Raw genomic sequence first — 24,754 nt, 5'->3', positions numbered from 1 at the left:
TCAGAACTCCAGCCCGGCTTCACGGGCCGCATCGGCCAGCGCCTTGACGCGGCCATGGAACAGGAAGCCACCACGGTCGAACACGACCTGGGTGACGCCAGCGGCGGTCGCCGCAGCGGCGACGCGCTTGCCGACATCAGCCGCAGCTTCAGCGGAGGCGCCGGTCTTGCCCAGAGCCTTCGAACCGACTTCCTTGTCCAGGGTCGACGCGGCGGCAACGGTCTTGCCCTGCGCATCGTCGATGACCTGGGCGTAGATGTGACGGCCCGAACGGTGGACGCTGAGGCGCGGGCGGGTGCCCGAAACAGCCTTGAGCGCGGTGCGAACGCGGCGACGACGCCGCGCGAAGAGGGAAAGCTTTGCCATCTTACTTCTTCTTCCCTTCCTTGCGGAAGATGAACTCGCCGGCGTACTTGATACCCTTGCCCTTATAGGGTTCGGGCTTGCGCCAGCGGCGGATCTCGGCAGCAACCTGACCCACCTTCTGCTTGTCGATGCCGCTGATCTCGACCGTGGTGTTATCCGGGGTCTTGATCTCGATACCTTCGGGGATCTCGAAGTCGACATCATGCGAATAGCCGAGCTTCAGGTTCAGAACCTTGCCCTTCGAATCCGCGCGATAACCGACGCCGGTGATCAGCAGCTTCTTGGTGTAACCTTCGGTCACGCCAGTGACGAGGTTGGCGACCAGGGTACGCTGCATGCCCCAGAAAGCGCGTGCGCGCTTGCTGTCATTGGCAGGCTTCACCGCGATCACACCGTCTTCGATGCTGTAGGTGACTTCGTCAGCCAGCGGCAGCGACAGGGTGCCCTTGGGGCCCTTCACCGACAGCTGACCGTCGGCGATGGACGCGGTCACGCCCGAAGGCACAGTGACCGGCTTCTTGCCAGTGCGGCTCATCAGAACACCTCCGCCAGCACTTCGCCGCCGACATTCTGTTCACGCGCTTCGGCGTCGGACAGAACGCCGCGAGGCGTCGAGACAATGGTGATGCCAAGGCCATTGCGGATCACCGGCAGTTCCTTGGAACCCGAGTAAACGCGGCGGCCAGGCTTGGACACGCGGGCGACATGCTTGATCGCCGGCTGACCTTCGAAATATTTCAGCTCGATGCGCAGACCCGGGTGGTTACCCAGGACTTCTTCGGAATAGCCACGGATGTAGCCTTCGCGCTGCAGCACGTCGAGCACGCGGGCGCGCAGCTTGGAAGCGGGGGACACAACGCTGTCCTTCTTCGCCTGCTGCCCGTTGCGGATGCGGGTGAGCATATCACCCAGGGGATCGGTCAATGCCATCTCAAATGATCCTTACCAGCTCGACTTGGTGACGCCGGGGATCAGGCCCTTGTTGGCCAGATCACGCAGCTGCACGCGGCAGAGGCGGAATTTGCGGTAGTAAGCGCGGGGACGCCCCGTCAGTTCGCAGCGGTTCCGAACGCGGGTCGGATTGCCGTTGCGGGGGATCTCCGCCATCTTCAGACGCGCGATCAGACGATCGCTGTCATCGGCCGCGGTATCATTCGCGATCGCCTTGAGCTTCGCATAGCGGCCGGCATATTTCTTCACCAGCTTCTTGCGGCGCTCGTTCTTGTTGATCGAACTCAGTTTCGCCATGACTTAAGTTCTCTTCCTTAGCTTAAGCGTTGGGAGAGAAGCGGGACCTAAATTAGGCCGCCTGCTTCTCTTCAATCGGGAAGGGGAAGCCGAAGAGGCGCAGCAGTTCGCGCGCTTCATCGTCCGTCTTCGCCGAGGTGGTCACGATGATGTCCATGCCGCGCACCTTGTCGACGCGGTCATAGCTGATCTCCGGGAAGATGATCTGCTCCTTGATACCGAAGGCATAGTTGCCACGGCCATCGAAGCTCTTCGGGTTGAGACCACGGAAGTCGCGCACGCGAGGCAGAGCGATGTTGATCAGGCGATCAACGAACTCGTACATGCGTTCACGACGCAGCGTGACCTTCGCACCGATCGGCATGCCTTCACGCAGCTTGAACTGCGCGATCGACTTCTTCGCCTTGGTGATGACGGGCTTCTGACCAGCGATCAGTTCCATCTCTTCGGCGGCCGAGGTGACCTTCTTCTTGTCCTGGGTCGCTTCGCCCACGCCCATGTTGAGCGTGATCTTTTCGATCCGGGGGATTTCCATGACGTTTGTGTAACCGAACTTCTCGGTCATCGCCTTGACGATTTCGGCGTCATACTGCGCCTTCGAGCGCGGCGTAAACTTCTCGGCCATTACAGCACCTCACCGGACTTGACGGCGACGCGGACCTTCTTGCCGTCGCGATCCTCGAAACGGACGCGGGTCGGCTTGCCATCCTTGTCGGCGACAGCGACGTTCGAAATGTGGAGCGGCGCAGGCTTGCGCTCGATGCCACCCTGCGGGTTCGCCTGGTCGGGCTTGCGATGCTTCGCATGCACGTTGATGCCTTCCACCAGGACCTTGTCGTCCTTCGGCATCACCTGGAGGACGGCGCCGGTACGGCCCTTGTCCTTGCCAGCCAGGATGACGACCTTGTCGCCCTTCTTGATCTTAGCAGCGCTCATTACAGCACCTCGGGAGCAAGGCTGATGATCTTCATGTGCTTCTTGGCGCGCAGTTCACGAACCACGGGGCCAAAGATACGGGTGCCGATCGGCTCCTCGTTCTTGTTGATGAGCACAGCGGCGTTGCCGTCGAAACGGATGACCGAACCGTCTGCACGGCGGATATCCTTGGCGGTACGCACGATGACGGCGCGATGCACGTCACCCTTCTTCACCTTACCACGAGGCGCAGCTTCCTTGATCGAGACGACGATGATGTCGCCCACGCCAGCGAAGCGACGCTTCGAGCCGCCCAGCACCTTGATGCACTGGACGCGCTTGGCGCCGCTGTTGTCAGCGACGTCAAGATTGGATTGCATCTGGATCATTGGATCCGGTTCCTTCTTATTTGGCCTACCGGGACAATTCCCGGCGGTTCCGAATTCATCTGCCTAGAGCCCGGTGACTCTACGCGAAGCGCGGGCCTGTAACCCTTTCCGAAGGAAAAGGCCAGCCCCGCGCCGCATTTTTCACCTAAGGCTCAGCGAGCCCGCCCTTAAGCGGCCGTTTCCGGCGACTTGTGGGTGTCCACGCGCTCGATGACCTTCCAGGTCTTGAGCTTGGAAATCGGAGCGGTCTCTTCGATTCGGACCGTTTCGCCTTCCTTGTAGACATTGCCCTCGTCATGGGCATGGTACTTCTTCGAACGGCGGATGATCTTGCCGTAGAGCGCATGCTTAACCTTGCGCTCCACACGAACCACCACCGTCTTGTCGGTCTTGTCGGAAACCACCGTTCCCGTCAGCACGCGCTTGGGCATCGTGTAGTTTCCTTTACTTCGCAGCCGAGCGGGTACGCTCGGTCTGCAGGGTCTTGATCTGAGCGATCGACCGACGGACTTCCTTCACGCGGCTGGGCTTTTCCAGCTGGTTGGTGGCCGCCTGGAAGCGCAGATTGAACTGCTCACGCTTCAGGTTGTTGAGTTCGGTCGACAGTTCGTCGTCCGTCTTGGTCTTGAGGTCTGCGACGTTTGCCACGGCTTAACCCTCCAGGTGCGAGGTGTCGCCGAGGCGGGCAACGACCTTCGTCTTGATGGGCAGCTTCATCGCGGCGCGCGAGAAGGCCTCTGCTGCGAGCGGACCGGGTACGCCGTCCAGTTCGAACAGGATGCGGCCCGGCTTGACGCGAGCAGCCCAATATTCGACCGAACCCTTACCCTTACCCTGACGGACTTCGGCAGGCTTCTTCGAAACCGGCACGTCGGGGAACACGCGGATCCACAGACGGCCCTGACGGCGAAGGTGACGCTGGATCGCGCGGCGGGCCGCTTCGATCTGGCGTGCGGTAACGCGCTCGGGTTCCAGAGCCTTCAGACCATAGGCGCCGAAGTTCAAAGCCGAGCCACCCTTGGCATCGCCCTTGATCCGACCCTTGAAGGTCTTGCGGAACTTCATTTTCTTCGGTTGCAGCATGACGCTATTACCTTCTTATCTTCAGCGCGCCGGGCGCACGCCGGAGGTCTGAGCCTCCAGCATCAGCCGGTCGGTGGCCATCGGATCATGACCAAGGATTTCGCCCTTGAAGATCCAGACCTTGATGCCGCACACGCCATAGGCGGTGTGTGCCGTGGCTTCGGCATAGTCGACGTTCGCACGCAGCGTGTGCAGCGGAACGCGGCCTTCACGATACCATTCGACACGCGCGATCTCTGCGCCGCCCAGACGGCCGCCGCAGGTGATCTTGATGCCTTCGGCGCCGAGACGCAGAGCCGACTGCACCGCACGCTTCATGGCGCGACGGAAAGCAACGCGGCGTTCCAGCTGGTCGGCGATGCCCTGAGCGACGAGCTTGGAATCGACTTCCGGCTTGCGGATTTCGACGATGTTCAGCGACACGTCGGACGAGGTCAGCGCGCCGAGCTTACGACGCAGCTTTTCGATGTCCGCACCCTTCTTGCCGATGATGACGCCCGGACGGGCGGCATAGATCGACACGCGGCACAGCTTGGCCGGACGCTCGATGACCACCTTCGAGATCGCTGCCTGCGGCAGGTTCTTGAAGATGAACTGGCGGATCTTGAGATCTTCCAGCAGCAGGCGACCATAGTCGGCGCCTTCGGCGAACCAGCGGCTGTCCCAGGTACGGTTGATCTGGAGACGCAGACCGATCGGATTGCTCTTGTGACCCATGTGCTTACGCCTCCGCTTCTTCGCCAGCTTCACGCACGACGATACGCACGCGGCTGAAGGGCTTGAGGATACGGGTCGACTTGCCGCGGCCACGAGCGTGGAAGCGCTTCAGGGTGAAGCTCTTGCCCACCGATGCTTCCGCGACGACCAGCGAGTCGACGTCGAGATTATGGTTGTTTTCCGCGTTGGCGATGGCCGAAGCCAGCACCTTGCGCACGTCGACAGCCATGGCCTTCTTCGAGAAGGTCAGGATGTTCAGCGCGTCTTCGACCTTGCGGCCACGGATCAGCGTAGCAACCAGGTTCAGCTTCTGGGCCGAACCGCGGATCTGCGTGCCGACGGCCAGAGCCTCATTGTCGGCGACGCGACGGGGTGCCTTAGGCTTGCTCATTAGCGCTTGCCCTTCTTGTCGGCGGCGTGGCCGGGGAAGAAGCGGGTCGGGGCGAATTCGCCCAGCTTGTGACCCACCATTTCCTCGTTCACGGAGACCGGAACATGCTTGCGGCCGTTATAGACGTTGAACGTCAGACCGACGAACTGCGGCAGGATGGTCGAACGGCGCGACCAGGTCTTGATCGGACCAGAGCGGCCATTGGAATCCTGCGCGGCTTCCGCCTTCTTCAGAAGGCTGAGGTCCACGAACGGACCTTTCCAGACGGAACGAGCCATCTCGCTTACCTCTTCTTCTTCGCGTGGCGGCTACGGATGATGAACTTGTCCGTCGCCTTGTTGTGACGGGTGCGTGCACCCTTGGTCGGCTTGCCCCAGGGGGTGACCGGATGACGGCCGCCCGAGGTCCGGCCTTCACCACCACCATGCGGGTGATCGACCGGGTTCTTCGCAACACCGCGCGTCAGAGGACGGATGCCGTTCCAACGGTTGCGGCCAGCCTTGGCAAGATTGGTATTGCCATTGTCGGGGTTCGACACGGCACCAACGGTGCCCATGCAGTCCGAACGGATGTAGCGCTGCTCACCCGACGACAGACGCACCATGACCATGCCACGGTCGCGACCGACCAGCTGGGCGTAGGTACCTGCCGAACGGCAGAGCTGCGCGCCCTTGCCCGGCTTCATTTCGATGTTGTGGATGATCGTGCCGACCGGCATCTGACCCAGTTCCATCGCGTTGCCCGGCTTCACGTCGGTCTTCTTGCCGGCGATGACCTTGTCACCGGGGGCAAGACGCTGCGGCGCGATGATATAGGCCTGCGACCCGTCGGGATAGTTCACCAGCGCGATGAAGGCGGTGCGGTTGGGGTCATATTCCAGACGCTCGACCGTACCTTCGACATCCCACAAGCGACGCTTGAAGTCGATGATACGATAGCGCTGCTTATGACCGCCACCGATACCACGCGAGGTCACATGACCCTTGTTGTTACGACCACCGGTCTTGCGCTTGCCTTCGGTCAGCGCCTTGACGGGCTTGCCCTTGTGCAGGCTGGACTTGTCGACGAGGATCAGGCCACGCTGGGCCGGGCTCGTCGGGTTATAGTGCTTGAGTGCCATCTATCCTGCCCTCAGATACCGGTGGTGATGTCGATCGACTGACCTTCGGCCAGCGTGACAATCGCCTTCTTGACGTCGTTGCGCTTGTAGGGCTTGCCCTTCCAGCGCTTGACCTTGCCCTTCTGCACCAGCGTGTTGACCGCCTTCACGGTCACGCCGAACAGGGCTTCAACGGCAGCCTTGATTTCCGGCTTGGACGCATCGCCCGCAACCTTGAAAACCACGGCATTGTTTTCGCTGAGAAGAGTCGACTTCTCGGTGATGTGCGGGGCGACAACAACGTCATAATGACGGTTGGCGACGACCGCGGCTTCTTTCTTAGCCATTGAAACGGGCCTCCAGCTTTTCGACCGCGGCGCGGGTGAGCACCAGCGAGTCGGCCTTCAGGATGTCGTAGACGTTGGCGCCAACGGCAGGGAGCAGGTCCACGCCGATGATGTTGGCCGAAGCCTTTGCGAAGCTGACGTTCACGGCGTCGCCGTCGATGAACAGCACCTTGTTCAGGTTCAGCTTGGCCAGGTTGGCGACCAGCGCCTTGGTCTTGCCTTCGGCAACGTCCAGGCTGTCGATGATCGTCAGCGTGCCGGCCTTCACCTTCGAGGACAGCGCCATCTTCAGACCCAGCGCGCGAACCTTCTTGTTCAGCGAGGGGTTGAAGTCGCGGACGCGGGCACCGTGAGCCTTACCACCGCCGATGAAGACGGGTGCGCGGCGATCGCCGTGACGAGCGGTACCGCCGCCCTTCTGGCGACCGAACTTCTTGCCGGTACGGGCGACGTCGGAACGCTCGCGGGTACCGCGGGCGGTGCCACGACGCTTTTCGAGCTGCCAGGTGACGACGCGGTGCAGGATGTCGGCGCGCGGTTCCAGACCGAACACGTCGTCATTCAGCTCCAGTTCGCCGGCGGCCTGCGCGTCGAGGGTCTGTACATTGACCTTCATGATTAGCCCTCCTGGCCTTCGGTCGCTTCGGGAGCGGCTGCTTCAGCAGGCGTCTCGGCAGCGGTGTTGCTGTTGGCGGCAGCCTTCAGGCTGGCCGGGTACGGCGCGTCGGCCGGGCGCTTCACCTTGACGGCGTCGCTGACGGTCAGCCAGGTGCCCTTGGCGCCCGGAACCGAACCCTTGACGAACAGCAGCCCGCGCTCGACGTCCGTGCGGACGATTTCGAGATTCTGCTGCGTACGCTCGCGGTCACCCATGTGGCCGGCCATCTTCTTGTTCTTGAAGACGCGACCCGGATCCTGGCGGTTACCCGTCGAACCATGGGCACGGTGGCTGATCGACACGCCGTGCGTGGCGCGCATACCGCCGAAGCCCCAGCGCTTCATGGCACCGGCAAAACCCTTACCCTGGGTGTGCCCTGCAACGTCGACCAGCTGGCCGGCGATGAAATGGTCAGCGGCGATTTCGGCGCCGACGTCGAGGAGTGCATCCTCGGCGACGCGGAATTCGACCAGGCGAGCCTTCGGCTCGACTTCGGCCTTGGCGAAATGGCCACGCTGCGGCTTGGCGACATTCTTCACCTTGGCAACGCCGGCACCGAGCTGGACGGCCACATAGCCATCGCTGTCGACATCCTTGCGTGCCACGACCTGATTGCCCTCGAGGGCCAGAACCGTAACGGGAATATGACGTCCGTCCTCCTGGAACAGACGGGTCATCCCGACTTTCTTTGCGATCACGCCAGTGCGCATCACTTGTTACTCCACATAGAGGCCCGCCTTAGCAGCGGGCGTATCCAACGAAAAAACCGCTCGGCATCTCTGCTTCGCGGCCCAACCCAAAATATAGATCACCCCGTCCGGGTTGGATGCCGATCCCGCCAGGGAAAGGCGACGGAGGACCAGAACCACGCGCCTTTCCGGTTTACCGGAGAGGCCGTGCGGTATCCCTGTGTCGTGTGAGCTTCCGCCTCATCCAAAAGGGAGAGGCAGAATACCCGATACCCTGCCCTCCAAAGGAAGGCAGGGACTTGCCGGCTTAAGCCAGCTTGATCTCGACGTTCACGCCGGCAGCCAGGTCCAGCTTCATCAGCGCGTCGACCGTCTGCGGCGTCGGCTGCACAATGTCAAGCATACGCTTGTAGGTGCGGACCTCGAACTGCTCGCGCGACTTCTTGTCGATGTGCGGACCACGGTTGACCGTGAACTTTTCGATGCGCGTCGGAAGGGGAATCGGACCGCGGATAAGGGCGCCGGTGCGGCGGGCGGTGTCGGCGATGTCGCCGGTCGCCTGATCGAGCACGCGATGATCGAACGCCTTTAGACGAATGCGGATGTTGCTGTCCATAGTTCCTGTACCGATGCGAAAGAGCCAAAACGCAGCGCGCTTGTGAAAATCAGCCGGAGCAGCCGATGATTTTCAAAAATGCGCCAACCAAAAAATATCCGCCCCGCAAATGCCCTTCTAGCTCGTGCGAGCCGGAGAAAGGCGATCCGGGGCGGTTAAAATCCTCAGCGGCGCGAATCAGGCGATTCGCGCCGCTGCGGTCCTATATTACTTCGAGATCGTGCCGACAACCCCTGCGCCGACGGTACGACCGCCTTCACGGATGGCGAAGCGCAGACCCGGATCCATGGCGATCGGGGCGATCAGCTTGATGCCGAGCTTCACGTTGTCGCCAGGCATGACCATTTCGGTGCCTTCAGGCAGGATCACTTCGCCGGTCACGTCGGTGGTGCGGAAGTAGAACTGCGGGCGATAGTTCGCGAAGAACGGGGTGTGACGGCCGCCTTCTTCCTTCGACAGCACGTACACTTCGGCGTCGAATTCGGTGTGCGGGGTGATGGTGCCGGGCTTGGCCAGAACCTGACCACGCTCAACTTCTTCACGCTTCGTGCCACGAACCAGGGCGCCGATGTTGTCGCCTGCACGACCTTCGTCGAGCAGCTTGCGGAACATTTCCACGCCGGTGACGGTGGTCTTGGCGGTGGCCTTCAGGCCAACGATTTCGACTTCTTCACCAACCTTGATGATGCCGGTTTCGACACGGCCGGTGACGACGGTGCCGCGACCCGAGATCGAGAACACGTCTTCGATCGGCATCAGGAACGCCTTGTCAACCGGACGCTCCGGCTGCGGGATGAAGCTGTCGACAGCCTGCATCAGCTTCAGAACGGCGTCGTGGCCGATTTCAGGGGTCTTGTCCTGAAGGGCAGCGGCAGCCGAACCGGCGATGACGGGGATGTTGTCGCCGTCGAAGTCGTAGCTGCTCAGCAGTTCGCGGATTTCCAGCTCGACCAGCTCGAGGATTTCCGCGTCGTCGACGAGGTCAACCTTGTTCATGAACACGACGAGCTGCGGCACGCCGACCTGGCGGGCGAGCAGGATGTGCTCGCGGGTCTGCGGCATCGGGCCGTCGGTGGCCGAAACGACGAGGATGGCGCCGTCCATCTGGGCCGCACCGGTGATCATGTTCTTGACGTAGTCAGCGTGACCCGGGCAGTCGACGTGCGCGTAGTGACGGGCTTCGGTTTCATATTCGACGTGGGCGGTCGAAATGGTGATGCCGCGCTCGCGCTCTTCGGGAGCCTTGTCGATGTTGGCATAGTCAACGAAGGTCGCGCCGCCGGTTTCGGCCAGCACCTTGGTGATCGCTGCGGTCAGCGAGGTCTTGCCATGGTCAACGTGACCGATGGTGCCGATGTTGCAGTGCGGCTTGTTCCGCTCAAACTTAGCCTTAGCCATTTTATCCTACCTTCTAATCAAATCAGCTTTGGTCTGACCGCTCGGCCGCGCCTCGCGAAGGCGCGTCCATAGCAGCAAATTCACAGATTACCAGCCCCTAACCGAGCCGCTTGCACGGCTCGGCCAGAGAAACTCATCAGGCCATCTTCGCCTTGACTTCGTCCGCAACATTCTGCGGCACTTCGTCATAATGCGAGAAGGTCATCGAGTAGTTCGCACGGCCCTGGGTGAAGGAACGCAGCGAGTTCACGTAACCGAACATGTTCGCCAGCGGCACCATGGCCTCGACGATCTGCGCGTTACCACGCGTGTCGGTGCCCTGGATCTGGCCACGGCGGCTGTTCATGTCGCCGATGACGTCACCCAGATATTCTTCCGGGGTTACGACTTCAACCTTCATGACCGGCTCCAGCAGGGTGATGCCTGCCTTCTGCGCCGCTTCACGCATCGCTGCGCGACCGGTGATTTCGAATGCCAGCGCCGACGAGTCGACGTCATGATAGGCACCGTCATACAGGTTGATTTCGAAGTCGATGATCGGGAAGCCGATGAGCGAGCCGGTGGCCGCCGTTTCGCGCATGCCCTTTTCAATGGCGGGGATATATTCCTTCGGAATGTTACCGCCCTTGATCTCATCCTTGAAGATGATGCCCGCGCCGCGTTCACCCGGCGTCAGCTTCACCTTGATGCGGCCGAACTGGCCGGTGCCGCCCGACTGCTTCTTGTGGGTATAGTCGACGTCGACGGCCTTCTTGAGATATTCGCGATAGGCCACCTGCGGCGCACCGACATTCGCCTCGACCTTGAACTCGCGCTTCATGCGGTCGACCAGGATTTCGAGGTGAAGTTCGCCCATGCCCTTGATGATGGTCTGGCCCGATTCGTGATCGGTCGAGACGCGGAACGAGGGATCTTCGGCGGCCAGACGATTGAGCGCGACGCCCATCTTTTCCTGGTCGGCCTTGGTCTTGGGTTCCACCGACAGTTCGATGACCGGCTCGGGGAATTCCATCCGTTCCAGAATGATCGGCTGGCGCTCGGCGCACAGCGTATCACCGGTGGTGGTTTCCTTCATGCCGGCCAGCGCGACGATGTCGCCGGCATAGGCCGCATCGATGTCTTCACGGCTGTTCGCATGCATCAGGAGCATACGGCCGATCTTTTCCTTCTTGTCCTTGACCGAGTTCAGATAGGTGCCCTTGGTCAGGGTACCCGAATAAACGCGCAGGAAGGTCAGCGAGCCGACGAAGGGATCGTTCATGATCTTGAACGCCAGGCCCGAGAAGGGCGCGTCGTCCGCGGTCGCACGGCTGTCAGGCTCTTCCGAATCCGGGTTGATGCCCTGGACGTCGGGAATGTCGAGCGGCGAAGGCAGATAGTCGACGACCGCGTCGAGCAGGGGCTGAACGCCCTTGTTCTTGAACGCCGAACCGCACAGCACCGGCACGAAGGCCTGACCCAGCGTACCCTTGCGGATCAGCTTCTTGAGGGTCGCGGTGTCGGGCAGATTGCCTTCCAGATAGGCTTCCATCGCCTCGTCGTCCTGTTCGACGGCGAGTTCGATCAGCTTTTCGCGATATTCGGCAGCCTTGTCAGCCAGGTCGGCCGGAATCTCTTCATAGGAGAATTCGGCGCCCAGGCTTTCATCCTTCCAGATGATCGCACGATTTTCGACCAGGTCGACCAGGCCCTTGAAGTCCGCTTCCGCGCCGATGGGCAGATAGAGGACAGCCGGGACGGCGCCCAGACGGTCGATGATCGTCTGCACGCAATAATAGAAGTTGGCGCCGGTACGGTCGAGCTTGTTGATGAAGCACATCCGCGGAACCTTGTACTTGTCCGCCTGGCGCCACACGGTTTCCGACTGCGGCTCAACGCCGGCAACGCCGTCGAACGCGGCAACCGCACCGTCGAGCACGCGCAGCGAACGTTCGACTTCGATGGTGAAGTCGACGTGGCCGGGGGTGTCGATGATGTTCAGGCGATGCTCGGGGCCCTTGCCCTCAGCCGCCTTCCACACGCAGGTCGTCGCAGCCGACGTGATGGTGATACCACGCTCCTGCTCCTGCTCCATCCAGTCCATCGTGGCGGCGCCGTCATGGACTTCGCCGATCTTGTAGGACTTGCCGGTGTAATAAAGGATACGCTCGGTCGTGGTGGTCTTGCCGGCGTCGATATGCGCCATGATACCGAAGTTACGATAATGTTCGAGCGGATGGCTGCGGGCCATGATGCTTCTCCGTTGCCGGCGCACCGGCGGTGAGGGGATTCGTGAATTCTGGGCGTGGCCCCTAAACCAATCCGTTCGCCATGGGTAGATACCCCCGGCGAACGGACCGATTTTGAGTGCCGAATGACGAAACGGGCACCGATGACGGCGCCCGCCTGTCTATTACCAGCGGTAGTGCGAGAAGGCGCGGTTCGCTTCCGCCATGCGGTGCGTATCTTCGCGCTTCTTCACGGCATTGCCGCGGTTGTTGGCGGCATCCAGCAGTTCACCCGACAGGCGCGCGGCCATCGTGGTTTCGCTGCGGTTGCGCGCGGCGGTGATCAGCCAGCGGATCGCCAGAGCCTGCGAACGTTCGGGACGAACTTCGACAGGAACCTGGTAGGTCGCACCGCCGACACGGCGGCTGCGGACTTCGATGCCGGGCTTCACATTGTTCAGCGCATCATGGAACAGACCGATCGGGTCCTTCTTGGCGCGGGTCTCGACAGTGTCGAGGGCACCATAGACGATCGATTCGGCAACGGCCTTCTTGCCGTCCTGCATGATGCTGTTCATGAACTTCGACAGCACGATATCACCGAACTTGGGATCGGGCAGGATGATGCGCTTTTCGGGGCGACGACGACGTGACATATTCTAGTCTCCCTTACTTCGGACGCTTCGCGCCGTACTTCGAACGGCTCTGCTTACGGTCCTTGACGCCCTGGGTATCCAGAACGCCGCGCAGCACGTGGTAACGCACACCGGGAAGGTCGCGTACGCGGCCGCCGCGGATCAGCACAACGCTGTGCTCCTGAAGGTTGTGGCCTTCACCCGGAATGTAGGTGATGACTTCGCGCTGGTTGACCAGACGCACCTTCGCCACCTTACGGAGAGCCGAGTTCGGCTTCTTCGGGGTCGTCGTGTAGACGCGGGTGCAAACGCCGCGCTTCTGCGGGTTCGCATCCATTGCAGGGACCTTGGACTTGGTCTTCTGCAGCTCGCGGCCCTTGCGGACCAGCTGGTTGATTGTTGGCATGAAGCCCTTCACCTTTTTCAGTTACTTTACCTGGACGTCCCCGCGTTTTGCACTGTCGGGAGGCAAGATTCCTCCAAACAGCAAAGGCCCCGGTGGGCATAAGCCCCCTGGAGCCGCAAGAGCACCCGGCAATGTTCAGCTCTAAAAAGTGCCCGACGGAAAGGACGGAAAGAGAGCGAGTCTCCGCACGTCCGGGCCGCTGGGCAGCCGCGCCTATAGCGATGCGCGCCGATCCGGTCAAGCAAGGCGGCCGGACGCCCCCGACCACCGTGTCCGCCGTTGAAAAGGACGGCATCCAACGCTGACAAAATATGACGGAGAAGTGAAAAATTCCGTCATCCGTACGGAACCGGCGTGCCGAATCTTCGTTTCGTCCCATTGGACCTTCGACTCGTCACGAGTCCGCAGTGGCGGATTCGCGCGAAAGGCAAAGCTTTGCTACCGGCCCCAGCGGGCAAAAGAAGCATCGTTTAGAGTCGCGGGGTCGCATTGTCGCATCAGAAGAAGAAGGGAATGGCCGGCCTCCGGGACCGGATCAACGCCCTCTGCCCTGAGCGGGAGATTTTCCTGCGCTCCGGTGGCCAGGTCAAGTTCATCCGTATTTCCCGCCGCGTGCAGCTTGGTGCCGCCGGCGCCCTGTCCGCCGCACTGATCGGCTGGGCCGGCATCACCGTCTCCATGCTCGCCAGCAGCGCCGCGGTCGAACAGCAGCGCGCCGCCCTCGCCCAGCAGGGCAAGTCGGTCGCCAGCGCCGCCAGCAAGGTCGAGGGCTATCGCCAGTCGGTCGAGGATCTGGCGCAGGATCTGGAAGCCCGGCAGGACTTCATGGACGATCTCTACAAGACCCATTTCGGCGCCGAAGACGGCAAGGATGCCGGCGCCGATCTGGTCGGCGAAGAGAAGGCCGACTCAAAGACCGGTGGGACGGAAAAGCTCAACACCAAGATCAGCATGGCGCCCGAAGCCGCGCCGCTGGTGAAGCTGGAACAGCGCCAGCGCCGCTTCGCCCTGCTGCTGACTCATGCGGTCGAGCGCCGCGCCGACAAGGCGGCGGCCGCCATCCGCAGCTTCGGCCTCAATCCCGACAGTCTCGCCCGCAGCGCCGCCCGCGCGCAGGGCGGCCCGTTCGTGCCGTGGAAAGGCGACAAGGGCGCGATGACCGGCGAACTGGAAGATCTGGCCGACGCCATGTCGCGCATGGAGTTTCTGGAACGCAGCCTGCTCACCATCCCGTCGGGCCAGCCCACCGGATCGCCGATGCTGACCAGTTCTTATGGCTATCGCCGCGACCCGTTCAACGGCCATGCCGCCTTCCACGCCGGGCTCGACTTTCCGGGCCGCTACGGCCAGCCGATCAACGCCGCCGCCGACGGCAAGGTCAGCTATGTCGGCCAGCGCCAGGGCTATGGCAATGTCGTCGAGGTCGAACATGGCAACGGCATCATGACCCGCTATGCCCACCTGTCCGGCTTCGCCAGCCGCGTCGGGCAGAAGGTCACGCGCGGCGACACGATCGGTCGCATGGGCTCGACCGGCCGCTCAACCGGCACCCATCTGCATTTCGAGGTCCGGCTGAACGGCCAGGCCGTCAATCCCCGCCCTTTCCTGGAGGCCCGCAAAGATGTTCTCCAAGTCCAGCAAATCGCCACGGCCCGCTTCGCCGATGTCCGCGACCGGGGGTAAGTCCATCCCCTTCTCGCTGATCGGCGGCGACGTCACCATAGCCGGCAATCTGACCGCCAGCGTCGACCTGCATGTCGATGGCGCGATTGAGGGCGACATCAGCTGTGCCGCTCTGGTGCAGGGACCGGACAGCCGCATCACCGGGCATGTCACCGCGCAGAGCGCCCGTCTCGCGGGCCTTGTCGACGGGTCGATCACGGCGGGCGAACTGGTGGTGGAAAGCACCGCGCGCATCACCGGCGACGTCGTCTATGAACGGATCACAATCGAACCGGGCAGCCGCGTCGAAGGCCGCTTCCGCCCGAAGGACAGCGATGCTCCGGCCGCCGAACTCAAGCTGATCGCCAACGACAGCGCGGGTTGAGCGGCACGCCGCGATATATTGCCCCGTTCGCCCTGAGCCTGTCGAAGGGCCGTTCTGTTCTGTTTGACCTTATGTTATGCGGAACAAGAACGGGTCTTCGACAAGCTCAGCCCGAACGGATATGGGGTGGCGAGCTCTAACCATATTTGTCACTGGCAACCTGCCTGCCGCGCGCCTAACCGCGCCCTCATCCCAAAGGGAAGAGGTGCGCCATGGAACGTCCCGACTTCTGGCCCGACATCCGCCGTTTCCTGCTCGGTTTCGCCGTCAGCGGCCTCCTGATCGGCATCTGCACACTGGTCAGCGTCAAGCCGGTGCCCTGAACGCCCATAGCGCCAGCAGCACCGCTCCGCCGATCCAAAGCAGGATGATCGCCGCCGCGCCCGCCCGGCTGACCGGGCGCGCCAGCATTTTCTCCGCCTCATCCCGATAGCGGGCCATGAGAGGCGCCGGGATGCACGCAACCGCCAGCGCAATGCCCAGCGGCACGATCAGCAGATCGTCCAACAACCCCAGCACGGGGATGAAATCCGGAATCAAGTCGATCGGGCTGAGCGCATAGCCTGCGACCAATATCGCGATGATCCGTGCGATCCAGGGCGTATCGGGGTTACGCGCCGCGATCCACAGCGCCACGACATCGCGCTTCAGCCGCTTCGCCCAGGCCTTTATGCCGCCCAGCATCGGATCAATTCACCGGCGCTCGACGGCGATAGCTCAGCGCCTCTGCCACGTGCACCCGCCCGACCCGCTCGGCCCCGGCCAGATCGGCGATGGTACGGGCCACGCGCAGCACACGGGTATAGCCGCGCGCCGACAATTTCATCGCGGCGGCGGCCTGCGCCAGCAATTGCCGCCCTGCCTCGTCCGGCCCGGCCACATCCTCCAGCCGTTCGCCATCCACCTCGGCATTGGTGCGCGTGGGCGTGCCGGCATAGCGCGCCGTCTGCACGCGTCGCGCCGCCGCGACCCGCGCCGCAACCTCGGCCGACCCTTCGGCAGGGGGCGGCAGGACGAGATCAGCCGCCGTCACCGCCTGCACCTCGACATGCAGGTCGATGCGGTCGAGCAGCGGCCCCGATACCTTCGCCTGATAATCCGCCGCACAGCGCGGCGCGCGCGAACAGGCCAGCGCCGGATCGCTGAGGTGCCCGCAGCGGCACGGGTTCATCGCCGCGATCAACTGCACCCGCGCCGGGAAGGTCACATGCGCATTGGCGCGCGCCACCGTCACCTCGCCCGTCTCCAGTGGTTGCCGCAGCGAATCGAGCACGGTGCGCTGAAATTCCGGCAACTCGTCCAGAAACAGCACGCCCAGATGTGCCATCGACACCTCACCCGGCCGCGCCTTCAGGCCCCCACCGACCAGCGCCGCCATCGACGCGCTGTGATGCGGGTTGCGGAAGGGCCGCGCCCGGCTGATCCGTCCGCCTTCCAGCGTGCCGGCGACGCTCGCCACCATCGAGCTTTCCAGCGCCTCGGACGGGGTCATGTCCGGCAATATCCCCGGCAAACAACTGGCCATCAGCGACTTGCCCGCGCCCGGCGGCCCGACCATCAACAGATTATGTCCGCCTGCCGCCGCTATCTCCAGCGCGCGCTTGGCGACCTCCTGCCCCTTCACCTGCTTGAGGTCCGCGGTCCGCACCGGCGCATCGACTATGCCCGGCTGCGGTGGCGACAAAGCGGACGTGCCCTTGAAATGGTTGAGCAGGCTCAGCAGATCGGGCGCCGCAACCACTTCCACCTCGCCCGCCCAGGCGGCTTCTGCCCCTTGCGCGACCGGGCAGACCAGCCCCTTCTCTTGCTCGCCCGCATGGAGCGCGGCCAGCAGCACGCCGGGCGACGGCGCGGTCCGTCCGTCCAGCCCCAGTTCACCCACCACCACATAGCCAGACAGCATTTCCGCATCGATCACGCCCATTGCCCCCAGCAGGGCCAGCGCGATGGGCAGGTCGAAATGCGATCCCTCTTTAGGAAGGTCGGCCGGCGACAGGTTCACGGTGATCCGCTTGGGTGGCAACGACAGGCCGATCGCGGCGATGGCATTGCGCACCCGCTCGCGGCTTTCGGCGACAGCCTTGTCGGGCAGGCCGACGAGGATAAAATTGGGGAGGCCGGGGACCAGCTGGCACTGCACCTCCACGGCGCGCGCCTCCAGCCCCAGATAGGCGACCGTCGAAACCGTTGCGACCAAATGCCCCCCGCTATGCTGCTATCAGGTCGGATCGGTCCCTTCGTCCGGCCTACCTTTAAATCCTTGCGCCACGACATACCATTCGACGCTGCCCTTGCGGCTGGCTGGCGGCTTGGCGTGCTTGACCGTCGTGAAATTCTTCTTGAGCAAGACCAGCAGGTCGCCGTCCGTGCCACCCGCGAACACCTTGGCGACGAAAGTGCCGCCCTTGCGCAGATTTTCCACCGCGAACCAGGCTGCCGCCTCGACCAGCCCCATGGTGCGCAAGTGATCGGTCGCGGCATGGCCGACCGTATTGGCCGCCATGTCGGAAATGATGAGGTCCGGCGCCTGCCCCAGCGCCCCGCGTAGCAACTCCGGCGCCTTGTCGTCCATGAAATCCATTTCGAACAGAGTGACGCCCGGCAGCGGATCGACCGGCAGCAGGTCAATGCCCACCACGGCGGCCTTCGGCGCCATTTTCCGGACCACCTGCGCCCAGCCGCCCGGCGCGACGCCGAGGTCGACGACCGCCTTGGATCCCTTCACGAAATGGAATTTCTGGTCCAGTTCGATCAACTTGAAGGCGGCGCGGCTGCGCCAGCCTTCCTGTTTGGCCTTATGGACATAGGGATCATTGAGGTGCCGCTCCAGCCAGCGGACCGACTGCGCCGTCCGCCCCTTGGCCGTCTTGACCCGCACCTTGCCGGCGCCACTCCCTCTCACATCACTCTCCCATCGCGGTCCATCAGCCCGCGCAATATACCCTCGCGAATCCCCCGGTCGGCCACGCCCAGCCGCTCCGCCGGCCAGATGTCGAGAATCGATTCCAAAATGGCGCAGCCAGCAACCACCAGATCGGCGCGCTCGGTACCGATGCAGGGCAGCTTCTGCCGCTCCGCCAACCCCATGCCGGACAGGCGATCGGAAATCGCCCGCATCGATTCGCACGGCACGATCAGCCCGTCGATCGCCTGCCGGTCATAGCGCGGCAGGCCCAGATGCAGGCTGGCCAGCGTCGTCACCGTGCCTGACGTACCGAGCAGGCGGATGCCTTCCGCCCCCTTGGGCAGACGACGGGCCAGCGGCGCGAAGGCATCGCTTATCCGCGCGCGCATCCGTTCATAGGCGGCCAGCCGGTCGGCGGCATGGCCATGGTCGAACGCCTCGCTCTCGGTCAGCGACACGACGCCCCAGGGCGCGCTCACCCAGTCGACGATGCGCGGCGCACCGGTCGTGCCATGCGAATCGACCAGCACCAGTTCGGTCGACCCGCCGCCGATGTCGAAGATCAGCGCCGGCCCGTCGCCCGGCTCCAGCAGCGCATGGCACCCCAGCACCGCCAGCCGCGCCTCTTCCTGCGCGCTGATGATGTCGAGCGCGATGCCGGTTTCCTTGTAGACGCGCCGGATGAACTCCGCACCGTTGGACGCGCGGCGGCAGGCTTCGGTCGCGACCGACCGCGCCAGCGTGACATGGCGACGGCGCAGCTTGTCGGCGCAGACGGACAGGGCCGCAATGGCCCGGTCGATCGCCGCGTCGCTGATTCGACCCGTGGCCGCCAGCCCCTCGCCCAACCGCACGATCCGCGAAAAGGCGTCCACCACGATGAAGCCATCGGCGGACGGCTTGGCGATCAGCAGCCGACAATTATTGGTGCCCAGGTCGATCGCCGCATAGGATTTGCGATCACGCGCGCCATGGGGCGAAAAACCCCGCTGCACCGGCGGGGGCGGAATGGCCGCAGCCTTGCTCCCATCGCCCGGACCGGTACGGGGGCGCTTGCCCGCATAACGGCCGGCCGGGCCGGAACTCTGCGGCGATGGGCGGCTCTGCTGCACCATGCCGTAACTCACTTCTGCACTCGCCAGCCCCCAAAAGTGGAGCCGGAACTTGCCTCCATGCTTAGGGAGATATGCCGCGATGCGCAAGCGGGCCACCGGTCGGTCGCCCCATCGACCGGATCGGCGCCTGTTCCACATCCCCAGATATGCAGAACGGATTTCATTCCGCGATAGGAATGAATGACAATTATCGTTAGTAACGCTTTAATATGGGATAAATCAGTCATCATTGTGACCTTTTTGAAACAAGTCGCGACTTTCTTCATGTGACTGATTGTCTTGCGCATTTCAGTTGACTAGCCTCCCCTCGGTCTTTGGGGAGTTTCATATCATGCACATTCGCAAGAATGGCGTGGGCCTTTTGGCGCGCGCCGGACGTACCGCCCTTCTCGCATCGGCGGCCGTCGCCGCACTCAGTATCGCACCGGCTGCACAGGCCGTCGTGCCGACCGACGACAAGACTCCCAGCGACATCATCGATGGCAGCGACGTCAATGGCGTCGGCATCATGTACCGCGCCGATGGCTATGTCTGCACCGGCACGCTCATCAATCCGCGCACGGTCATCTTCGCGGCGCACTGCGTCAACGATCTGACCTCGGCCGACTACAGCACCGTCAATGGCGGCGTCCCGGTCGCCTTCGCTTTCCAGAACGACGCCCGGCCGGGCCTGATCGACTGGCTCAGCAACGGTTTCCAGACCAACACGGCGCTCAGCGTCTATAATGTCAACAATATCGCCTATCATCCGGACTCGCTCGATCCGCCGGCGCTCAGCTTCCTCTATGGCGACGTCGCGATGGCGACGCTGGACACGCCCGCCGCGGACGTGCCGACCTGGACCATGCTCTTCTCGGCCCTGCCCGCCCCGTCCTCGATCAGCGACACCACGGGCACCGGCTATCATGTGACCATCACCGGCTATGGCCGCAGCGGCAGCGGATCGACCGGCAACAGCTATGGCATCGATTTCCGCCGCAAGACGGCGGAGAATTTCCTCGGCCTGCTGGGCTCGCTGGACGATGTCGACAGCTTCCTGTTCGGCGGCGCGAGCGGCTACACGCAAAATCTCTATCACACCGATTTCGACGATCCGACGCGCGAAAACCCCTTCGACTTCAACCTGTTCAAGGATGACGCCCTGCCCAATGAAGGCAGCACCGCAGGCGGCGATTCGGGCGGTCCGCTGATCCTCGATCAGGCGTTTGACGAAAAGACGGTGATCGGCGTCCTGTCGGGCGGCAGCCGCTATTTCCTCGATCAGCCGGCCAGTTCCTATGGCGGCTCCTCCTTCTACCAGCCGCTCTATCTCTTCTGGGACTGGATCGCGGAGAACAACCCCTATCGCTACGCCACCAACCGGGCGGGCGACGGCAAGTGGAGCGACGCGAACCACTGGGTCACGGCGCTCGACCCCAATTACCGGATCATCGACAGCACGGGCCAGCTGGTGAACGGCGTGCCCACCACGCCAGGCGCAGGCGCCTTTGGCGAGGACAGCGCTCAGAAGTTCGGCCAGCTCTGCTACCAGCCCGACGGCATCTGCTATGATGTCGGCACCGGCACGCTCTATGTGAACGGCGTCCCCGTGGACGAAAGCGACCGCAGCGCCACGCCGGCCACCAGCACGACCGCGTCCGGCACCACCACCCTGTCCAACAACAAGGGCAAGGTGGAGATCGCCGAGCGCAGCCCCAATGGCGAAAGCGTCACGCTGGCCGGCGGCGCCATCCATGAAGCGCAGGCGGAAGGCGACGAGGAAGCCGCCGTCCTGCCCAGCCCGACCCTGGCCAACGGCCTGCCCGGCGCGACCGACTTCGTCCCCAACAATATCGATCCGGTCGCCTCGGCCGGCATCGTCGGCCGCTATTATGACGTGACGCTGAGCGCCGCTGGCAAGACCACGCTGGACATAGACGCCACCGTCGATCGCTTCACCATTTCGGGCAGCGGCGCCACGCTGGACGTCACGGCGGACGGTTCGCTGACCAGCCTGATGGACATTTCCCATCTGGCCGGCGTGGTGAATGTCGACGGCACGGTCGAAACGCCCGGCGACTATTTCCTGATGACCGGCCTGCTGTCGGGCACGGGCACGCTGCGCGCGCCCTATTTCACCAACATCCTCGGCACCGTGGCGCCCGGCGGCATCGGCACGATCGGCACGCTGAGCGTCGAAGGCAATGCGATCCTGACCTCGGGCAGCACGCTGCACATCGACTTGGGCGCCAATGGCGTATCGGACGTGCTGGCGGTCAAGGCCACCCGCTTCGTCGAGGATGATGGCGAGGGCGAAGTCGAAACCCCGCCGACCGAAGGCGAAGGCGGCGGCGAAGACCAGCGTCAGGAACAGCGCAGCGCAGCGGCCATCACCGCAGCACAGGCGGACGGCGACGTCTCGCTGCTCGCCGTGGGCGATCCGATCGACGGCATCGCCGCAGTCGGTGGCCAGGTCGTGTTCGGCGCCACCGCCGGCACCAAGGTCCGCTATGGCAACCAATATACGTTCCTGACCGCCGAAGGCGGCGTAGACGGCACCTTCACCGCCCCGGCGCAGCTGTCGGCGATCCTGAAGCCGGTGCTGATCTATGGCGACAACAGCGTCAGCGTACGGATCGACGCCGGCCTCTATGCCGACGTCGTCAACGGCGCATCGCCGAACCAGACCAGCTTCGCCCAGCTGCTCGACCAGAACCGCACCCTCTACGCCAATTATGCCAATCTCTATGGCGAGGCGGACCTGCTGAGCGTGGCGGGCATTCAGGCGACGTTCGAGGCGATGGCGCCGCGCACCGAAACGCTCAAGACGTCGATGGCCGAAGTGCTGAACGACAATATGGCGCGCTTCTACCGCGATCGCCTGACCAAGCTGGACGGCGGTTCGCTCGGCGGCACGCTGACCATGACCGGCCAGCCGATCCAGCTCGCCGCCGCCAGCCTGAACAATATCGACCTCGGCATGGACCAGAGCGGCAATAGCGACACCACCACCCGCGAAGGCGTGCTGCCCGACGATATGAGCGCCTTCCTGGCCGGCGGTTATATCGACGGCAAGGCGGCGCCGATGCGCACGGCCGTGCCGCTGGGCAACGACCAGTTCGACGGCTGGTATGCGGCACTGGGCGTCGAAAAGGCGTTCGGCGACAATGGCGTGATCGGCCTTGCCGCCTCCTTCAGCGAGTTGAAGGGCAATACCGGCGCCAATGACTGGGCGCGCGCGCGCCTCTATCAGGGCACCGTCTATGGCGCCTTCGACCTGGGCGGGATCAAGTTGGATGCGGTCGGCAGCGCCGGCACGCTGGCCACCCGGTCGCGCCGCTCCTTCGCGGTCGGCGTGAACCCCTACACCCTCTATGCCGGCGATCAGGAACTGGCGCTGTCGGGTGAACTGGGCCTCAGCAAGGCGCTGGGCAGCGACGCTTTCAGCATCGTGCCCCGCGCGTCGATCCGCGGCGCCTATATCAGCTCGGGCAACCTGTCCGAATATGGCGGCGACGCGGCGCTGGTCATCAAGCGCCATGCCATCCGCAGCGCGCAGGGTCGCCTGGGCGCCACGGTCAAGTCCAACAGCGGCGGCTTCCGGCCTTATCTGACCGCCAACTTCGTCCATGAATTCAACGACCAGCCGGCCTGGTTCCTGGCCAATCTGGTCGGCGGCACCGGCAGCCTGGCGCCCTTCGCGCTGGGCGGGCAGGACAAGAATTGGGGCGAAGTGGGTGGTGGCCTGACGCTGACCACCGGCTCGATCGACCTGACCCTGTCGGCCGACACGACCGTGTGGCGCAACGACGTCAAATATCAGAGCTATCGCGCGGGCGTGAAGTTCCGCTTCTGATTTCCGGCTCCCAGCCGAAAGGAAAGGGCCGCCCGATCGGGCGGCCCTTTTTCGTTGGAGTGGCGGAGGCCAGAGGCGCACTTACCTCCGTTCGCTTAGAGCCTAGTCGAGAAGCGGATAGCGCATTACTCGCGTTTCTCGACTACGCTCGTAACGAACGGTAGTGGCTTTGCATCCGCCGACCGCTCCTTACTGCGTATAGAGCTTCACCAGCCGGTAGAGGAACGCCCGCCCGTCCAGCAGCGACTTGACGCGGATGCGCTCATTGAGGCCATGAACGCCCTGCCCGTCCGGATCGGCGAACATGCCCGACACGCCATAGGTCGGGATGCCTGCCGCATTGGTGAAGCGCCCGTCGGTTGCCCCGGTGGCGAGGCGCGGGATCACCGGCACGCCCGGCCACATCTCCTTGGTCAGCACCTCGATCGGCCCCATGATCTGCGGCGTCAGTGCGGGCGCGGAGGATTTGGGCTGCGGCGGATCGGCCAGCGTCACCTTTACCTTCGGATCGGCCGCCACTTCACCAAGGCGCGCCAGCACGGATTCCACGCTCTCACCGGGGATGATGCGGCAATTGACATTGGCGGTCACCGATTGCGGCTGGGCATTGGGCGCATGGCCGCCGCTGATGAGCGTCGGGATACAGGTGGTGCGCAACGTCGCGTTCCAGCTGGCGCTTTCCGCCGACACGGCCGCATAATCCGCCTCCGTCGCCTTGCCCATACCGACGGCCGCCATCGCCGCCGACACCTTGGCCGGATAGAGCGGCGCCGACGCCCCGAAATAGGCCCTGGCCGCAGGCGTCAGGTTGACCGGGAAATCATAATCGTTGATCCGCGCCAGCGCCGCCGCCATCCAGCCGATCGCATTGACATGCGGCGTCTGGCGCGAGCTGTGCCCGCCCGGCGCAGTCGCGGTCAGGGTGAAGTCCTGATAGACCTTCTCCCCCGCCTGTACGCCCTGGCTGACCGGCTTGCCCGCCTCGTCCAGCGACCCGCCGCCACCCTCGTTCAGCGCCCATCCGGCCTTCAACGCATCGGGGCGGTTCTTCAGCAGATATTCAACGCCATTCAGCGCCTTCTCCGTCTCCTCGCCACAGGTCAGCGCCAGCTTGATCGTCCGCTTGGGCTTATAGCCTTCCGTCTTGTAGCGGATCATCTGGTCGGTGAAGGCCGCCGCCATCGCCTTGTCATCGGATGTGCCGCGCCCATAGAAATAGCCACCCTCCTCGATCAGGGTGAAGGGGTCACGCTCCCAGTCGCTGCGCTTGGCCGCGACCACATCGATATGGGCGAGCAGCAGGACGGCGGGCAGCTTGGCATTGCTGCCGCGCAGGATGGCGGTCAGATTGCCTTCCTTGGGATGGGCCGGATCGGTGACGATCTGCACATCGCTTTCGGCATAGCCCGCTGCCTTCAGCCGCGCGCCCATCCGCTCCGCCGCGACCGTGCAGCTTCCGTCCGGCCAGCTGGAGTCGGTTTCCACCAGTTCCTTGTAGAGCGCACGAAAGGCCGGCTCCTCCCCGCGCGCCTGCGCATCCGGGGTCGCAGCATGCGCGCTGGTGGTGACGAGCAGCGCCGCGATCAGCGCGGCGGCGGGACGGCGAAACGACATGAAAAAGCCCCCTTGGTTTCAGCAAGGAGGCAACATGGGCCAAAGCAGGGCAGGAGGGCAACCAAAACAGTCCG

Annotated in this window: 30 protein-coding genes; 3 read left to right on the top strand and 27 right to left on the bottom strand. The window is 63.6% G+C overall.

Annotation, left to right across the window (positions count from 1 at the left end):
- From rplR to rpsL, 22 genes are all read right to left on the bottom strand, one after another.
- On the bottom strand, positions 1 to 366 hold the full coding sequence (gene rplR / locus ACNHGR_RS16235) for a 50S ribosomal protein L18 (protein ID WP_184269423.1): 366 nt from the start codon (positions 364 to 366) through the stop codon (positions 1 to 3).
- 1 nt (position 367) lies between these two features.
- The gene (gene rplF / locus ACNHGR_RS16230; RefSeq protein ID WP_475287415.1) at positions 368 to 901 is read right to left on the bottom strand and encodes a 50S ribosomal protein L6; all 534 of its coding nucleotides are present in this window, start codon (positions 899 to 901) and stop codon (positions 368 to 370) included.
- Positions 901 to 1,296: a 30S ribosomal protein S8 gene (gene rpsH, locus ACNHGR_RS16225; RefSeq protein WP_184269420.1), complete on the bottom strand. Its 396-nt coding sequence runs from the start codon at positions 1,294 to 1,296 to the stop codon at positions 901 to 903. Before rpsH ends, rplF begins: the two co-directional genes overlap by 1 nt.
- 12 nt (positions 1,297 to 1,308) lie before the next feature.
- On the bottom strand, positions 1,309 to 1,614 hold the full coding sequence (rpsN, locus tag ACNHGR_RS16220) for a 30S ribosomal protein S14 (RefSeq protein WP_007707881.1): 306 nt from the start codon (positions 1,612 to 1,614) through the stop codon (positions 1,309 to 1,311).
- Positions 1,615 to 1,666: 52 nt separating this feature from the next.
- A complete protein-coding gene (rplE, locus tag ACNHGR_RS16215; RefSeq protein ID WP_475287413.1) occupies positions 1,667 to 2,239 on the bottom strand; it encodes a 50S ribosomal protein L5 in 573 nt (190 codons plus the stop codon).
- The gene (gene rplX, locus ACNHGR_RS16210; protein ID WP_475287412.1) at positions 2,239 to 2,550 is read right to left on the bottom strand and encodes a 50S ribosomal protein L24; all 312 of its coding nucleotides are present in this window, start codon (positions 2,548 to 2,550) and stop codon (positions 2,239 to 2,241) included. The genes rplE and rplX overlap by 1 nt, the downstream gene beginning before the upstream one ends.
- Positions 2,550 to 2,918: a 50S ribosomal protein L14 gene (rplN, locus tag ACNHGR_RS16205; RefSeq protein ID WP_056691686.1), complete on the bottom strand. Its 369-nt coding sequence runs from the start codon at positions 2,916 to 2,918 to the stop codon at positions 2,550 to 2,552. The genes rplX and rplN overlap by 1 nt, the downstream gene beginning before the upstream one ends.
- A 167-nt stretch (positions 2,919 to 3,085) precedes the next feature.
- On the bottom strand, positions 3,086 to 3,349 hold the full coding sequence (gene rpsQ, locus ACNHGR_RS16200; RefSeq protein WP_006960320.1) for a 30S ribosomal protein S17: 264 nt from the start codon (positions 3,347 to 3,349) through the stop codon (positions 3,086 to 3,088).
- A 13-nt stretch (positions 3,350 to 3,362) separates the two neighbouring features.
- The gene (gene rpmC / locus ACNHGR_RS16195; protein WP_184269416.1) at positions 3,363 to 3,566 is read right to left on the bottom strand and encodes a 50S ribosomal protein L29; all 204 of its coding nucleotides are present in this window, start codon (positions 3,564 to 3,566) and stop codon (positions 3,363 to 3,365) included.
- A gap of 3 nt (positions 3,567 to 3,569) precedes the next feature.
- Complete coding sequence (gene rplP / locus ACNHGR_RS16190; RefSeq protein ID WP_007686573.1) at positions 3,570 to 4,001, bottom strand: 50S ribosomal protein L16; 432 nt, start codon at positions 3,999 to 4,001, stop codon at positions 3,570 to 3,572.
- Positions 4,002 to 4,022: 21 nt separating this feature from the next.
- Positions 4,023 to 4,718 (bottom strand): 30S ribosomal protein S3, encoded by a 696-nt coding sequence (rpsC, locus tag ACNHGR_RS16185; RefSeq protein ID WP_475287409.1) that lies wholly within the window; start codon positions 4,716 to 4,718, stop codon positions 4,023 to 4,025.
- 4 nt (positions 4,719 to 4,722) lie between these two features.
- Positions 4,723 to 5,109, bottom strand: a complete 387-nt coding sequence (gene rplV / locus ACNHGR_RS16180) for a 50S ribosomal protein L22 (RefSeq protein ID WP_184269412.1) — start codon at positions 5,107 to 5,109, stop codon at positions 4,723 to 4,725.
- A complete protein-coding gene (rpsS, locus tag ACNHGR_RS16175) occupies positions 5,109 to 5,387 on the bottom strand; it encodes a 30S ribosomal protein S19 (protein WP_184269410.1) in 279 nt (92 codons plus the stop codon). The genes rplV and rpsS overlap by 1 nt, the downstream gene beginning before the upstream one ends.
- A gap of 5 nt (positions 5,388 to 5,392) precedes the next feature.
- Positions 5,393 to 6,229, bottom strand: a complete 837-nt coding sequence (gene rplB, locus ACNHGR_RS16170) for a 50S ribosomal protein L2 (protein WP_184269408.1) — start codon at positions 6,227 to 6,229, stop codon at positions 5,393 to 5,395.
- Positions 6,230 to 6,240: 11 nt separating this feature from the next.
- Positions 6,241 to 6,555, bottom strand: coding sequence for a 50S ribosomal protein L23 (locus ACNHGR_RS16165; protein WP_184269406.1), 315 nt, complete (start codon positions 6,553 to 6,555; stop codon positions 6,241 to 6,243).
- Positions 6,548 to 7,171 (bottom strand): 50S ribosomal protein L4, encoded by a 624-nt coding sequence (rplD, locus tag ACNHGR_RS16160; protein ID WP_184269404.1) that lies wholly within the window; start codon positions 7,169 to 7,171, stop codon positions 6,548 to 6,550. Before rplD ends, ACNHGR_RS16165 begins: the two co-directional genes overlap by 8 nt.
- 2 nt (positions 7,172 to 7,173) lie before the next feature.
- A complete protein-coding gene (gene rplC, locus ACNHGR_RS16155) occupies positions 7,174 to 7,923 on the bottom strand; it encodes a 50S ribosomal protein L3 (protein WP_184269402.1) in 750 nt (249 codons plus the stop codon).
- A gap of 286 nt (positions 7,924 to 8,209) precedes the next feature.
- Entirely contained in the window at positions 8,210 to 8,518 is a 309-nt protein-coding gene (gene rpsJ, locus ACNHGR_RS16150; RefSeq protein ID WP_007686587.1) for a 30S ribosomal protein S10, read from the bottom strand.
- Between the two features lie 207 nt (positions 8,519 to 8,725).
- Positions 8,726 to 9,916 (bottom strand): elongation factor Tu, encoded by a 1,191-nt coding sequence (tuf, locus tag ACNHGR_RS16145; RefSeq protein WP_184269400.1) that lies wholly within the window; start codon positions 9,914 to 9,916, stop codon positions 8,726 to 8,728.
- Positions 9,917 to 10,052: 136 nt separating this feature from the next.
- Complete coding sequence (gene fusA / locus ACNHGR_RS16140; RefSeq protein WP_184269398.1) at positions 10,053 to 12,146, bottom strand: elongation factor G; 2,094 nt, start codon at positions 12,144 to 12,146, stop codon at positions 10,053 to 10,055.
- Between the two features lie 162 nt (positions 12,147 to 12,308).
- A complete protein-coding gene (gene rpsG / locus ACNHGR_RS16135) occupies positions 12,309 to 12,779 on the bottom strand; it encodes a 30S ribosomal protein S7 (RefSeq protein WP_184269396.1) in 471 nt (156 codons plus the stop codon).
- Positions 12,780 to 12,792: 13 nt separating this feature from the next.
- Positions 12,793 to 13,164 (bottom strand): 30S ribosomal protein S12, encoded by a 372-nt coding sequence (gene rpsL, locus ACNHGR_RS16130; protein WP_004208728.1) that lies wholly within the window; start codon positions 13,162 to 13,164, stop codon positions 12,793 to 12,795.
- Between the two features lie 513 nt (positions 13,165 to 13,677).
- On the opposite strand from rpsL, the gene ACNHGR_RS16125 reads away from it, so the two are divergent.
- Both ACNHGR_RS16125 and ACNHGR_RS16120 read left to right on the top strand, forming a co-directional pair.
- Positions 13,678 to 14,847 carry a M23 family metallopeptidase gene (locus tag ACNHGR_RS16125; protein ID WP_475287405.1) on the top strand — a complete coding sequence of 390 codons (1,170 nt, stop codon included), beginning with the start codon at positions 13,678 to 13,680 and terminating at the stop codon, positions 14,845 to 14,847.
- Positions 14,828 to 15,211: a bactofilin family protein gene (locus ACNHGR_RS16120; protein WP_475287404.1), complete on the top strand. Its 384-nt coding sequence runs from the start codon at positions 14,828 to 14,830 to the stop codon at positions 15,209 to 15,211. The genes ACNHGR_RS16125 and ACNHGR_RS16120 overlap by 20 nt, the downstream gene beginning before the upstream one ends.
- 306 nt (positions 15,212 to 15,517) lie before the next feature.
- On the opposite strand, the gene ACNHGR_RS16115 is transcribed toward ACNHGR_RS16120, so the two are convergent.
- From ACNHGR_RS16115 to ACNHGR_RS16100, 4 genes are read right to left on the bottom strand one after another with little or no spacing between them, the layout of a single operon-like run.
- On the bottom strand, positions 15,518 to 15,895 hold the full coding sequence (locus ACNHGR_RS16115; protein WP_475287402.1) for a YkvA family protein: 378 nt from the start codon (positions 15,893 to 15,895) through the stop codon (positions 15,518 to 15,520).
- A 4-nt stretch (positions 15,896 to 15,899) separates the two neighbouring features.
- Positions 15,900 to 17,408 carry a YifB family Mg chelatase-like AAA ATPase gene (locus tag ACNHGR_RS16110; RefSeq protein WP_184269388.1) on the bottom strand — a complete coding sequence of 503 codons (1,509 nt, stop codon included), beginning with the start codon at positions 17,406 to 17,408 and terminating at the stop codon, positions 15,900 to 15,902.
- A gap of 21 nt (positions 17,409 to 17,429) precedes the next feature.
- Entirely contained in the window at positions 17,430 to 18,113 is a 684-nt protein-coding gene (locus ACNHGR_RS16105; protein WP_475287400.1) for an RlmE family RNA methyltransferase, read from the bottom strand.
- Positions 18,110 to 19,231 (bottom strand): Ppx/GppA phosphatase family protein, encoded by a 1,122-nt coding sequence (locus tag ACNHGR_RS16100; RefSeq protein ID WP_475287399.1) that lies wholly within the window; start codon positions 19,229 to 19,231, stop codon positions 18,110 to 18,112. The genes ACNHGR_RS16105 and ACNHGR_RS16100 overlap by 4 nt, the downstream gene beginning before the upstream one ends.
- Positions 19,232 to 19,562: 331 nt before the next feature.
- On the opposite strand from ACNHGR_RS16100, the gene ACNHGR_RS16095 reads away from it, so the two are divergent.
- Positions 19,563 to 23,066: an autotransporter domain-containing protein gene (locus tag ACNHGR_RS16095; RefSeq protein ID WP_475287397.1), complete on the top strand. Its 3,504-nt coding sequence runs from the start codon at positions 19,563 to 19,565 to the stop codon at positions 23,064 to 23,066.
- Between the two features lie 189 nt (positions 23,067 to 23,255).
- Here the strand turns inward: ACNHGR_RS16095 and ACNHGR_RS16090 are convergent, their stop codons facing one another.
- Entirely contained in the window at positions 23,256 to 24,680 is a 1,425-nt protein-coding gene (locus tag ACNHGR_RS16090; protein ID WP_475287395.1) for a M20/M25/M40 family metallo-hydrolase, read from the bottom strand.
- Positions 24,681 to 24,754: the final 74 nt, after the last annotated feature.

This window comes from Sphingobium sp. RS1, assembly GCF_056156825.1.
The sequence above is the reverse complement of the archived record's forward strand: the minus strand, read 5'-3'. Positions and strand labels throughout refer to the sequence as shown.